This window comes from Enterococcus sp. LJL51 (assembly GCF_054871795.1).
In genome coordinates this window covers 428,309-440,910 of sequence record NZ_JBTXLW010000001.1, presented here as the reverse complement: position 1 = coordinate 440,910, position 12,602 = coordinate 428,309, and the positions used below count along the sequence as shown (strand labels likewise).

Sequence of the window (12,602 nt, the reverse complement as noted above, 5' to 3'; positions counted from 1 at the left end):
GTTAGTAGGTTAATGGTCTAATCGTATTCTATACCTATCAAAGGAGGAGATAGGATGAATACTCAAAGACGTATCTTAACATTAAACTTTACTGGAATTGATTTAGTCAAATATGCAGCGGCAATTATGATCATTTGTATTCACTGTGACGCAGTTGTGGACAGCCCGCTCTATAATTTTATTATAAAAAATATTATCTGCCGTTTGGCAGTTCCTTACTTTTTTATTACGGCTGGTTTTTTTGTCAGAAAGGGTATGACGAAATCAGAAGGCTATCTTCAACGCTACCTTCTAACAATGGGAAAATCTTACCTGTTATGGAGTCTGTTGTTTTTACCACTGGGACTTCAATGGATTAGTCAGCAGTTTGACTTGCCAATCTTGCTTTACCCAGTGGCTTTACTTGTCGGACTGATTTATGTAGGAACCTATTATCATCTCTGGTATATTCCAGCAACGATGTTTGCTCTTGTTCTGACTCATTTCCTGCTGAAGCGTCTAGGCTATGTCAAGCTGTTAGGGTTCAGCATAGTGCTGTATAGTTTAGGGTGTCTGGAGTCATATAGTGGTTTGCTAAATGGAACAATGCTAGGGGATCTGTTTAAATTGTATCAGCAATTTTTTATTACAACACGAAACGGTCTGTTTTTTGGCTTTGTATTTATTGTTTTAGGCTTCTTATTACATGATTATGGCAATAAATTAGCGGTAATTCAATTATATTCCGGACGTCTTCTGATTTTACTAAGTATTATATCTCTTCTAGAAGGAATGCTGCTGTTTTTTAATCCAGGAACAGACGCAAATTTTCTTTTCAGCCAGCTATTATTTAGTCCAGTATTTTTTCTGTGGACGCTTTCTCTGCGGGTTCCGAAGAACTGGAATTATAGACAACTGCGGGAATTAAGCAAGTATTATTATTTTTTACATCCGCTTGTCTTATTTTTCAGTCAGCTGCTTTTGGCACAGCTTTCAGTTCAATGGCTGCTTCCCACAGGTTTACTTCAGTTTCTGCTGGTAGTGAGTGTTACTCATCTGCTAAGTACAGGAATAATCAGTATTACTGGGAAACTGCGGGCGCGTAAAAATGCACCGGCAATCAAGCCGCAGCATGTTCAAAACTGAAATTGTCAGCACGAGCTTCCTATGGTAACCTTGTGTTAATACCATATAAAGGAGACCGGCAGGATGGCAAATATACTAATTGCAGATGATGAAAAAGAAATTATTGATTTACTAAAGCTGTATTTGGAACGCGACGGAACTGTAATTTTTGAAGCTGCGAACGGTAAGCAATCTTTGGAAGTGCTGGAGAAAGAAGCTATTGATTTGATAATATTGGATATTATGATGCCTGAACTGAACGGTTTTGAAGTGACAAAAAAAATTCGTGAGCAAAGTAGTATCCCAATCATGATTATTTCTGCAAAAATAGATACAACCGATAAAATATTTGGATTAGAGCTGGGGGCGGATGACTATATTACAAAACCTTTCGATCCCCTAGAAGTAACAGCTAGAGTCCGCGCAGCTCTTCGAAGAAATTATGAACTGAATCAGCAGCAGCGTCAACCGGAACAAATCGTTGTCAGAGAGCTGACTCTTGACATGGGACAGTGTTTGCTGATTCGTCAGGGGGAAGAGATTCCCCTGACCTCAGTTGAATTCAAGGTATTGTTTTTATTGATGAATTCTCCGGGACAGGTTTTTACCAAAGAACAAATTTTTGAAGCCGGCTGGGAAGACAGCTATGTAGTGGATGATAATACAATTCGAGTATGTATCAGTAAGCTGAGAAATAAAGTTGGTGAGCATAATATCAAGACCATTCGTGGTCTGGGGTATAGATTGGAGAAGTAAGATGAAGGGTTTGCGACGCTTTCTTATATTTCTGTTTATTGGTTTGACGATACCAATGATTATTCTGTATACAATTGTTGATACTGTTTTTATCTATTATACCAATACGTATCACGAGAGACCTTCACTAATGCTGGCTGGCTATGGTGGTGTGATTGTGATTAAGGTTGTATTCTTCTTGCTATTTCTTTTTGTCTTTATCCGTTTGATTAGTAAAAAGATTCAAGAAGAAAATGTCCGTTATTCAAAAGAGAAAATGACGTTGTTTGCAAATATTGCTCACGATCTTAAAACACCTAGTACTTCTGTCATGGGCTTTGCACAGGCTTTGGCAGAAGGGGAAGTAGCAGAGCCGGAAAGACAAAAGGAGCTGCTTAAAACAATCTATGAAAAATCAAAGCAGTCAAATGAGCTGTTGGAATTGATGTTTCAATATACAAAGCTTGAAAGTACTGATTATCCTTTTATATTCGAAAAACTAGATTTGCAACGGCTGCTGAAAGAATCAGTCGCTTCTCTTTATAACCAGTTTGAAGAACGACAGATTGCTTTGGTGCTGGACTTTCCAGAAGAAGAGGTATGGCTGGAGGCTGACCGTACAGAACTGACAAGAGCACTTAATAATCTTTTAGTGAATGCATATACCCATAATCCTGTCGGCAGCAAGGTATTGGTTCAGCTAACTGTTAAAAATGATCTTGTTGAGGTCGTCATAGCCGATACAGGAGAGAGGCTAAGTAAGGAAACAGTTGAAGAAATTTTTCTACCGTTTATACAAAAGGATTCTGCCCGTCAAAAAGGCAGCGGCTTAGGACTAGCCATTACGAAAACGATTATTGAACGTCATGGGGGAACCATCTCTGTGGTCCATACAGTTCCTGAATATACAAAAGGATTTATGATTCAATTATCTAAAAGTAATTAAAAAGAGGGGGATGACACTAGTAAGAGTTTATCCCTTGAAATCGAATGGACAGTGTTCTGAAAGCTACCATATCTTCGGAAATAAGTCAGGCGATACAGAAAATAGGAGAAGCTATTTTTTGTATCGCCTGACTTATTTTTTTAGGTAAAGCACTTTTGTTCTATTGTCACTTTTAGCCGGAATCAGCAGCTGATTTTCTATTTCTTTTCTATACAATATAGAATAGGCGGCTGGTTCATTTGATTGATAAATTGATAAGTGAGCACATTGTAGAGCTTTTGTGGCAGGTTTTGACAAAGCTGTTGAACCATTTCCAATTCCCGTTCTCCACCTTCATGTCCATAATAAACGACGAGAATAATTCGCCCTTTGGCTGTTAGCCGCTCTAGAACAGCATTTACAGCTATTTCTGTAGTTGCTGGCTGAGTGATAATTTCTTTATCGCTTTTTGGCAAATACCCTAGATTAAATATAGCCGCCTTAACAGTAGTATTTGAAGGCAAAGCCTCACTGATTGTTTCATGTCCTTGATGAAGTAATTCTACTTGTTTGGAGAGCTGAGCAGCTTCAAGCCGTTTTGCCGTGTTGGCAATAGCAGTTTCCTGAACATCAAAAGCGTAAACTTTTCCAGAGCTGCCGACTAGAGAAGCTAATAGTTCTGTGTCATGTCCATTACCCATCGTTGCATCGATTACGTGATTACCCGGCTCAATAACCTCTTTCAGCAGCGTATGGCTGAAGTGTAAAGCAGTTTGCAGCATTAAATCATCACCTTTACTTCTTTTCGGGCATTGTATTTCCCTTGGTAGCTATCCCGTTTTTTCATTTCGTTGTCTATCGCGTTTAGCACTTCCCATTTTTTTAAGCTCCACATCGGACCAATGAGAGAATCGTAAGGAGCATCGCCAGTTAAACGGTGTATAATAATTTCCGGCGGAATCATTTCCAGCTGATCACAGATTACTTCAACATATTCTTCCCGGGTCATTAATTGTAGACGTCCTTCATTATAGTCCCGCATCATTTTTGTGTTTGTCATTAAGTGAAGCAGGTGAAGCTTAATTCCCTGAATATCTGAATCAAGAATTGTCCGCCGTACATTTTCCAGCATCATCTGCCTATCTTCACCTGGCAGACCGTTAATTAGATGAGTACATACACGAATGCCGTGTTTTCTAAGCTTTTCTACGCCATCTAAATAGGTTTGGTAATCATGGGCACGATTGATTGCTGCACTAGTGTCTTCAAAAGTTGTCTGTAGTCCTAACTCTACCCAAAGATAATAGCGTTGATTCAGTTCGGCTAGATAATCAACGACATCATCCGGCAGACAATCCGGGCGTGTACCGATTGCTAGACCTACAACACCAGGTTCGTTGACCACCTGCTCAAAGCGGTGACGAATGACCTCGACAGGCGCATGTGTGTTAGTAAAGTTTTGGAAGTAGACGATGTACTGATCAACATTCGGCCACTTGCCATGCATCATTTGTATTTCCTTTTGAAATTGGACTGGCAGAGGATCATGAGGGGCCACAATCATGTCGCCGGAACCTGATACACTGCAGAAGGTACAGCCGCCTTTGGCAACAGTCCCATCCCTGTTTGGACAGTCAAATCCGCCATCAACAGGTACTTTAAAAATCTTTCCGCCAAATTGCTTACGCAACGCATAATTCCATGTATGATAACGTTTATTGGCATCATCTGTATAAGGAAATAAAGTCATATTATCTTCTTCTTTCTCAAGGTTGTTTATTTTTGAAGCGTAAAGTAAAGCGTAATTTTTGATAGATAGGGTAGGTCATCAGCAGCCAGAAAAGTCCAAACGAAAATCCGCCAAGTATATCACTGGGGAAGTGAACACCCAGATAAACTCTGCTAATACCAATAAATAGAATAATGATACCCAATATTACCTGCAGGATGCGGCAAAGCATCTTTTTTTCTATAAATAAGGGCAGTAATAAAATGATTGTACCATAAAGAAGAACACTACCGGTGGAATGCCCGCTTGGAAAGCTGGAGCTGTGCTCGATGACCAGATGTTCAAGCGTAGGTCTTTCACGCATGAACAGCAGCTTAACCAGCGGATTGAGAACACCAGCAGCAAAGGCTGTATTGGCGAATAGCCAGATTGCTTCTGCGTAGTATTTCTTTAAGAACAGAACCCCGGAAGTCAAGACTGCCAAGACTGCAACGGTCAAAGGATTCGCTAGCTTTGTGTACCAAATGAAAAATTGATTTAGAGCTGGATAAGGACCTCGAATACTACCAGTAACTGCCTGGTCGAAGTTGTGCAGCGATTCAGGATAAAATTTTACCAAATAGCCTAGAAAAATGAAAATCAGCAGAAAGCAGCTCCCGGCAAATTGGTAATAGAGTTTGTTTTTCATAGCGTCGATTCCTTTATAAAAATTTTGATTAATTTAACCATACGAATAACAGTATAGCTTATTGTAGGAGATTTGAGAAACTGTCGATTTCTGTTTAATAAAATGTTAACGAAAAACTTTTGCTGAGACTGTCCTATAAGAAAAGAGAAAACGGGTTGGAACCTGGGAGACACAAACGATGTTTTCGGTTTTTAAAATCGAAAGAATGTAATCTAAACGCAAATTCCTCAAAAAAAGCCGAAATATACTGGAAAACAGGCTAGGCTATTTTCCAGTATATTTCGGCTTTTTCACAGAGCTGACCATTTTTGCCGCAGCTCTTTTTTGTGATTGGGTTAATTAATAGTTAGAAGCGATAAGAAATGGGTCGGATAATATAGATTATTCCCAGTCATCATCCATGTAATCTTCAGGATATGCCCCAACGCCCGTGACATAGATGTCTCCAGTTGCTGTCTTAAGTTCAAATTTTGAACCGTCTTTTCCTCGGGAATAAGTATTATTTTCTGTATCAAAGATGCTGACATCACCTAAATCGGACTGAGCTTTAATTGAAATGTTTTCTACCTCTTCGTAGAGTTCGATATCAATATCACCGTGCTCCATAATCGCTTTGAGCTCCTTAGGCCATTCTTCACCATACAAGTAAATTGAGCCGTTTTTCCCAGATAAATCAGCTTCGCCGCGAAGATTCTGAATATGAAACTCGCCACTTTTCGATTCAGCTTTAGTCGTTGTACTCTTAATGTTTGTCAGATAGATATCACCTGTTGAAGTTGTTAAATCAATCGTATTTCCTGAAAGTTCATAGGCATCGATTTTTCCATGATCATTTTTTATAGTAAGTTCATCAATTGTTGCTTCGCCAAAAATATCAATGTCGCCGCTTTTACTTGTCAGATTAACTTTCTCAGCAGTTGAGCCAGCAAGTGAAATTTCTGAGTGATCGAGGTCTACATCCAGCTCTTTTGCTGTAAAATTAGATAAGTATACACTGCCAGTCGCATCTCCATCAACAACGACACGATCAATATCTGAAGGTACAGTCAATGTTACATGGGAAGACTCTATATGAAACATACGGAATTGAAAATGATCTGTGCCTTTGTTTTTAGTACTACCGTTCACGGTGGCGGTCAGCTTATCTCCAGATTCATTGACATCTAAAGAACCTTTTAATGGTTCGGTAACGCTGCTTCGTGCTTCCATTTCAATTTTATTTGTTGCTGATGATTCAATGACATAATCAGTATCTCCTGATAGCTTCAGGTGGAGTTCCTTAATTTTATCCGTATTTTTAACAGTATACTCTTCGTTTTTTACTTCTACCATACTTGTTTTAGCGCGTTGGTAGAAAACAGCACTCCCAACAGCTCCTACACCCATCGCAAGGATCCCAATAGCTAAAAAGAAAATTGTCGTCTTTTTCATATTATCCTCTCCCTCCGAACACTTTTCCATGCCATTTGATGTAGCGCTTCAGTGATGCAAAGAACAATCTGGTCAATGGAGTTAAAATCATTATTCCGATTACTCCGGCTCCAGACAAGAAGACGCTAAAGAATAATTGAAACAGTCCGGCATCATTGAAGCCGACAATGACTGAATAGACACCAAGTATCGGTGATAGCAGGAAGAGCACTGCAGCCAGCCAGCAAGAGAAGACAACTGCTGCAAAAGCGAAAAACATCCAAAACATAAATAGGAAATCAAATGCCAGTAGTGCACAAATCTTCAGCACACGAACACCAGGTTTATCAGGTCTTTTGTAGTCATAGTGATCATCGTAAGGGTGATCATACATATCTTTTTCATAGGGGTCGTAATCCTGAACAGGCGAAAATTCCTGCCAGCCATCTCTTGTCAAACGTTTTTCAGGAACTTCAATATCGAATTCCTGTAAAATTTCTTCTGCAATAGAACGAGGTTTGCCTAAGCTTTTTGCAATTTGCTCTTCAGCTTCTCCAGAAGCAATTCGTTCGTCAAAAATCTCTTCGTATTTGTCTAAAACAGCTGCCTGCTGCTGATAGGATAATGGCTTTAAATATATTTTCAGTTCAATCAGAAAATGTTCTTTATTCATAAGTTCTCCCTCATTTCATTTTTATCTTTCTGTAGTAGTTCTCTCAAATACACTATAAATTCTAATTGGTGGAATAACAAGTGGTTTTGAGTAAAATCGGTCTAAGGTAAAGGTGGAAATAGGTCTTTAGTCGTAGTCGTTAAGTAAGTAAAAAATATAATTCTTATATAACATCAAATTCGATTTATATAATTTAAAGATAAATAGCTGATGAATGATTATATCTTTTAATTTTTTTTAAAAAAAGGTATACTGTTAGTTGAGTAATTTTCTTTTTTACTACTATCGGAGGACTTAATTATGGAAAAATTATCACGCAAAGAAAGAAGGAAAGCGGAACAAAATTATCGCACAGCGGAACAGCTGAAAAAAAGCACGACAATGCTTGGATCAGCACTAGCGCTATCATCAATTGCCGGCTCAACGATTATACTGCCAAAAGCGGTGGAGGCGACAGAGGGTGGAAGTAACAGTGCAGAAATTAGCCCGTTGCTTGATGGTTTAACGACTGAAACACAGCTTCAACAGGAAGAGACAGCAACAACTGAAGAAACTACAGAAGAGACCACACAAACAGAAGAAACGAATGAAACAGAAACAGGAGAATTACCGACAGAGACGACAGATAGTATAGAAAGCGAAGAGACACAGGCCCCTGTACTGCCGGAAGAAGAGAAACCTTCTTCAACGGATGAAATTATTGGAGCCAGCCCGTTTGCAGCTTCTGCTAGAAGTGCTGTAACAACATCTTCATTTGTTGCAAGTATTGCTGGTCATGCAAAATCTGTAGCCACCGCTAATGATTTATACGCTTCTGTGATGATTGCTCAGGCAATTCTGGAAAGCGGCTCTGGATCAAGCTCATTGTCACAAGCACCTTATTACAATTTATTTGGCATTAAGGGCAGTTATAATGGTCAATCTGTATATATGAATACTTGGGAGTATTTGAACGGGCAATGGGTCGTGAAAAATGAGGCTTTTAGAAGCTATCCATCTTTTACAGAATCATTTGCAGATAACGCCTACGTCTTGAGAAACACTTCTTTTCAGGCTGGTGTGTATTACTATTCAGGTGCATGGAAGAGCAATACCAACTCTTATACAGATGCAACAGCGTGGCTCACAGGTCGGTATGCAACAGACCCAAGCTACGGTACAAAACTGAATTCAATTATTTCGGCAAACAATCTTACACAGTACGATACTCCGTCCACTGGTGGAAATACAGGTGGAAACGGAAATGGGGGGAATACTGGCGGAGGCTCATCATCCGGCGGCAGCACAACACAAGATGTTATTCATACAGTTGTTTCAGGCGACAGTTTATGGGCTCTTGCGAGTAGATATGGAACATCAATTGCCAACATTAAAAGTTGGAACAATCTCTCCAGTGATGTGATATACATAGGACAGAAGCTGACTGTACAAAAAGGCAGCTCGTCCGGGGGTAGTACCGGCGGAGGTTCATCCTCTGGGGGCAACAATAACTCAGGTGGCTCAGGGACAACGACAGACACATACTATACAGTAAAATCAGGGGACAGCCTGTGGGCCATTGCGAACATAAACGGTGTAAGCATCGCTAATTTACGCAGCTGGAACAATATCAGCGGTGATATCATTCATCCTGGACAGCGGCTGATTGTCAAAAAAGGCAGCGGCGGCAGCTCTAGCGGAAATACTGGTGGGGGTTCATCCTCATCCGGCGGCAACAATAATTCCGGCGGCAGCACAGGTACAACGACAGACACATATTATACGGTAAAATCAGGGGATAGCCTGTGGGCCATCGCAAACATAAACGGTGTAAGCATTGCTAATCTACGCAGCTGGAACAATATCAGCGGAGATATTATTTATCCTGGACAGCGGCTGATTGTCAAAAAAGGCAACGGCGGCAGCTCTGGCGGAAATACTGGTGGGGGTTCATCCTCATCTGGCGGCAACAATAATTCCGGCGGCAGCACAGGTACAACGACAGACACATATTATACGGTAAAATCAGGGGATAGCCTGTGGGTCATCGCAAACATAAACGGTGTAAGCATTGCTAATCTACGCAGCTGGAACAATATCAGCGGAGATATTATTTATCCTGGGCAACGCCTTGTTGTTAAAAAAGGCAGCGGCGGCTCCAGCAGCTCTGGTTCTTCTTCGAATAACTCGGGAGGCTCCAGCAGTTCGAATAGTAAAACCCATGCAGTGAAGAGCGGAGATACATTATGGGGATTGGCGCAGCAGTATTCAACAACCGTTCAGAGAATCAAACAGTTGAATAATTTATCTGGAGATACCATTTATATCGGGCAACAGCTGAAAGTTGCGTAAAAGGATTGAATTCCTTCTGAAAATTTGTTAGTATAACGTCATATATCAATACAACGATGATAAGGAGTAGTAGAAAGAACTCTGTTTTAGAGAGCGCATGGCTGGTGAAAATGCGCACAGAAGCTTTTGAACTCGCCTTGAAGTTGATTTTTGCTGAAAATTAGAGTTGAAGTAGGCAGAAACGGCGGCGTCCGTTAACACGCTAAAGGTCTATTCAAACAAAGCGGATAGACAAATTTAGGTGGTACCACGTTGGCATTCAACGTCCTATGGGATTGTTTTCCATAGGACGTTTTTTATTTTTATCAGGTAAAAGACACGCCCTGTGCATAACAGCTGTAAGGGATACCAGTATTTATCAAATGTATTGAAAATGAATAATTGGAGGAGAAAAATGAATTACGATCACAAAAAGATTGAAAAAAAATGGCAAAAATATTGGGCGAAAAACAATACGTTTAATACCCATGATGATCCTGAAAAAGAAAAGTTTTATGCGTTGGATATGTTTCCCTATCCATCAGGACAAGGTCTTCATGTCGGCCATCCGGAAGGGTATACAGCTACAGATATTTTATCTCGGATGAAAAGAAGTCAGGGCTATAATGTTCTTCACCCAATGGGCTGGGATGCATTCGGACTACCTGCAGAGCAGTATGCACTGGACACAGGAAATGATCCGGCAGAATTTACAAAGAAAAATATCGAAACATTTAAACGACAAATCAATTCATTGGGCTTCAGCTATGACTGGAATCGTGAAATTAATACGACGGATCCTGAGTATTATAAATGGACACAGTGGATTTTCACTAAGCTATACGAAAAAGGGCTGGCCTATGAAGCAGAAGTAGCTGTAAACTGGGTACCGGAGCTGGGAACCGTTATTTCAAATGAAGAGGTTATCGATGGAAAAAGCGAGCGGGGCGGTTATGATGTTATCCGCAAGCCTATGCGTCAGTGGATGCTGAAAATCACGAAATATGCAGACCGTTTGCTGGACGATTTAGATCTTGTTGACTGGCCGGAAAATATTAAAGAAATGCAGCGAAATTGGATTGGCCGTTCTGAAGGTGCAAATGTAACCTTTAAAGTGGAAGGAACAGATAAGGAGTTTACTGTTTTTACAACGCGTCCTGATACATTATTCGGTGCCACTTATTCTGTATTAGCCCCTGAATTGGCGCTTGTACAGGAAATAGTAACTGACGAACAAAGAGAACAAGTGGAAGCTTATATTGAAGAGGCTGGGAAAAAATCAGATTTGAACCGAACAGATTTAGCGAAAGAAAAGACTGGAGTTTTTACTGGTGCTTATGCAGTAAATCCAGTCAATGGTGCGAAAATCCCAATCTGGATTGCTGATTATGTACTGGCTTCTTATGGTACAGGTGCAATCATGGCAGTTCCAGCACATGATGAACGTGACCATGAATTTGCTAAAACTTTTGGATTGGAAATTATTCCTGTCCTAGCCGGCGGAGATGTTGAACAAGAAGCTTTTACAGGCGATGGTCCTCATATCAACTCAGAGTTTCTTGATGGAATGGATAAAGAAGAAGCAATTACTGTAATGAATCAGTGGTTAGAGGAACACGGTGCTGGGAAAACAGAAACTAGCTATCGCCTGCGTGACTGGCTATTTTCCCGTCAGCGTTACTGGGGAGAGCCGATTCCGGTGATTCATTGGGAAGATGGAACGACAACAACTGTTCCAGAAGAAGAATTGCCGCTGGTACTGCCAAAAACTGATGATATTAAGCCAAGCGGAACTGGAGAATCACCGTTAGCAAATATCGAGGATTGGATTAATGTTGTTGATCCTGAGACTGGTAAAAAAGGCCGGCGTGAAACCAATACAATGCCGCAATGGGCTGGCAGCTCATGGTACCATTTGCGCTATATTGATCCACATAATAAACAGATGATTGCTGATCCTGAAAAGCTGAAGCGCTGGCTGCCTGTGGATATTTATATCGGCGGGGCAGAGCACGCGGTTCTACATTTGCTGTATGCTCGTTTCTGGCATAAATTCCTTTATGATATTGGTATTGTTCCCACGAAAGAACCTTATCAAAAATTATTTAATCAGGGAATGATTTTGGGTCAAAGCTTCCGTGATTCTCGCGGTGCTTTAGTGCCAACGGATATGGTGGAAAAACGTGACGGCATCTGGGTAAACAGTGAAAACGGAGAAGAGCTGGAAGAATCTCCAGCCAAAATGAGTAAATCACTAAAAAATGTCGTCAATCCTGACGATGTTATCGAGAAATATGGTGCAGATACACTGCGTATGTACGAAATGTTCATGGGACCTTTGGAGGCATCGATTGCCTGGAGTGAAAATGGCTTGGAAGGCAGCCGTAAATTCCTTGACCGGGTTTGGCGTCTAATTGTAGATGAACAAGGAAAAATGCGGGACCGCATTACCACAGTTAATGATGGAAAACTGACAAAAGTTTACCATCAAACGGTTAAGAAAGTAACCGAGGATTTAGAACAGCTTCATTTCAATACAGCAATTTCTCAGTTGATGGTCTTTGTTAATGAGGCAAATAAAGCAGAGGTTCTGCCTTATGAGTACGTGGAAGGCTTTGTTCAGCTATTGGCGCCAATTGTACCCCATTTGGGTGAAGAACTATGGGCAATCCTGGGGAATGAAGGCAGCGTTGCTTATGTTGCCTGGCCGGCATATGATGAAAGTCAGCTAGTCGAGGATGAAGTTGAAATTGTACTGCAGGTTAATGGAAAAGTCAGAGAAAAGCTGGCTATTGCTAGAGGACTAAGTAAAGAAGAAATGGAAGAGAAAGCCATGGCTTCAGAAGGCATTAAGTCCTTTCTTGAAGGGAAAACAGTTCGTAAAGTAATTGTTGTTCCGGATAAACTAGTAAATATTGTAGCGAACTAAAACGATAAAGAAAATAAAGCTGGACTAAAAGTGTTTTACTTCAAGAATCAGAGAGGTACTGTTCAACATCAACTACCTCACTGTGTTTCTTAGCAATAA

Annotated in this window: 10 protein-coding genes and 1 other annotated feature; of the genes, 5 read left to right on the top strand and 5 right to left on the bottom strand. The window is 40.5% G+C overall.

Annotated features, from left to right (window positions below; genetic code table 11):
- Nucleotides 1-54 precede the first annotated feature (54 nt).
- The 3 genes from ACYSNQ_RS02080 to ACYSNQ_RS02070 all read left to right on the top strand — a co-directional run bounded on the left by ACYSNQ_RS02080 (nt 55) and on the right by ACYSNQ_RS02070 (nt 2,785).
- Entirely contained in the window at nt 55-1,125 is a 1,071-nt protein-coding gene (locus ACYSNQ_RS02080; protein ID WP_426081118.1) for an acyltransferase family protein, read from the top strand.
- A 63-nt stretch (nt 1,126-1,188) separates the two neighbouring features.
- The gene (locus tag ACYSNQ_RS02075) at nt 1,189-1,860 is read left to right on the top strand and encodes a response regulator transcription factor (RefSeq protein ID WP_426081117.1); all 672 of its coding nucleotides are present in this window, start codon (nt 1,189-1,191) and stop codon (nt 1,858-1,860) included.
- A gap of 1 nt (nt 1,861) precedes the next feature.
- Nucleotides 1,862-2,785: a sensor histidine kinase gene (locus ACYSNQ_RS02070; RefSeq protein WP_426081116.1), complete on the top strand. Its 924-nt coding sequence runs from the start codon at nt 1,862-1,864 to the stop codon at nt 2,783-2,785.
- Between the two features lie 197 nt (nt 2,786-2,982).
- On the opposite strand, the gene mnmM is transcribed toward ACYSNQ_RS02070, so the two are convergent.
- The 5 genes from mnmM to ACYSNQ_RS02045 all read right to left on the bottom strand — a co-directional run bounded on the left by mnmM (nt 2,983) and on the right by ACYSNQ_RS02045 (nt 7,264).
- Nucleotides 2,983-3,546 carry a tRNA 5-(aminomethyl)-2-thiouridylate-methyltransferase MnmM gene (mnmM, locus tag ACYSNQ_RS02065; RefSeq protein WP_426081115.1) on the bottom strand — a complete coding sequence of 188 codons (564 nt, stop codon included), beginning with the start codon at nt 3,544-3,546 and terminating at the stop codon, nt 2,983-2,985.
- Nucleotides 3,546-4,514 (bottom strand): tRNA modification radical SAM protein MnmL/YtqA, encoded by a 969-nt coding sequence (gene mnmL / locus ACYSNQ_RS02060; protein WP_426081114.1) that lies wholly within the window; start codon nt 4,512-4,514, stop codon nt 3,546-3,548. The genes mnmM and mnmL overlap by 1 nt, the downstream gene beginning before the upstream one ends.
- 16 nt (nt 4,515-4,530) lie before the next feature.
- Nucleotides 4,531-5,181 (bottom strand): phosphatase PAP2 family protein, encoded by a 651-nt coding sequence (locus tag ACYSNQ_RS02055; RefSeq protein WP_426081113.1) that lies wholly within the window; start codon nt 5,179-5,181, stop codon nt 4,531-4,533.
- A 381-nt stretch (nt 5,182-5,562) separates the two neighbouring features.
- Nucleotides 5,563-6,612, bottom strand: coding sequence for a DUF4097 family beta strand repeat-containing protein (locus ACYSNQ_RS02050; RefSeq protein ID WP_426081112.1), 1,050 nt, complete (start codon nt 6,610-6,612; stop codon nt 5,563-5,565).
- A gap of 1 nt (nt 6,613) precedes the next feature.
- Nucleotides 6,614-7,264: a DUF1700 domain-containing protein gene (locus tag ACYSNQ_RS02045; RefSeq protein ID WP_426081111.1), complete on the bottom strand. Its 651-nt coding sequence runs from the start codon at nt 7,262-7,264 to the stop codon at nt 6,614-6,616.
- Between the two features lie 300 nt (nt 7,265-7,564).
- Between ACYSNQ_RS02045 and ACYSNQ_RS02040 the strand changes: the two genes are divergently transcribed.
- Both ACYSNQ_RS02040 and leuS read left to right on the top strand, forming a co-directional pair.
- The gene (locus ACYSNQ_RS02040; protein WP_426081110.1) at nt 7,565-9,595 is read left to right on the top strand and encodes a LysM peptidoglycan-binding domain-containing protein; all 2,031 of its coding nucleotides are present in this window, start codon (nt 7,565-7,567) and stop codon (nt 9,593-9,595) included.
- A 47-nt stretch (nt 9,596-9,642) separates the two neighbouring features.
- Nucleotides 9,643-9,868: a binding site (T-box leader), on the top strand.
- Nucleotides 9,869-9,989: 121 nt separating this feature from the next.
- Nucleotides 9,990-12,503, top strand: coding sequence for a leucine--tRNA ligase (gene leuS, locus ACYSNQ_RS02035; protein WP_426081109.1), 2,514 nt, complete (start codon nt 9,990-9,992; stop codon nt 12,501-12,503).
- Nucleotides 12,504-12,602 lie beyond the last annotated feature (99 nt).

What these genes read in the sequence shown, in the direction of transcription:
- ACYSNQ_RS02075 (WP_426081117.1), top strand. Translation starts at nt 1,189, where the DNA reads ATGGCAAATATACTAATTGCAGATGATGAAAAAGAAATTATTGATTTA.
- ACYSNQ_RS02055 (WP_426081113.1), bottom strand. Translation starts at nt 5,181, where the DNA reads ATGAAAAACAAACTCTATTACCAATTTGCCGGGAGCTGCTTTCTGCTG.
- ACYSNQ_RS02070 (WP_426081116.1), top strand. Translation starts at nt 1,862, where the DNA reads ATGAAGGGTTTGCGACGCTTTCTTATATTTCTGTTTATTGGTTTGACG.
- mnmL (WP_426081114.1), bottom strand. Translation starts at nt 4,514, where the DNA reads ATGACTTTATTTCCTTATACAGATGATGCCAATAAACGTTATCATACA.
- ACYSNQ_RS02080 (WP_426081118.1), top strand. Translation starts at nt 55, where the DNA reads ATGAATACTCAAAGACGTATCTTAACATTAAACTTTACTGGAATTGAT.
- leuS (WP_426081109.1), top strand. Translation starts at nt 9,990, where the DNA reads ATGAATTACGATCACAAAAAGATTGAAAAAAAATGGCAAAAATATTGG.
- mnmM (WP_426081115.1), bottom strand. Translation starts at nt 3,546, where the DNA reads ATGCTGCAAACTGCTTTACACTTCAGCCATACGCTGCTGAAAGAGGTT.
- ACYSNQ_RS02040 (WP_426081110.1), top strand. Translation starts at nt 7,565, where the DNA reads ATGGAAAAATTATCACGCAAAGAAAGAAGGAAAGCGGAACAAAATTAT.
- ACYSNQ_RS02050 (WP_426081112.1), bottom strand. Translation starts at nt 6,612, where the DNA reads ATGAAAAAGACGACAATTTTCTTTTTAGCTATTGGGATCCTTGCGATG.
- ACYSNQ_RS02045 (WP_426081111.1), bottom strand. Translation starts at nt 7,264, where the DNA reads ATGAATAAAGAACATTTTCTGATTGAACTGAAAATATATTTAAAGCCA.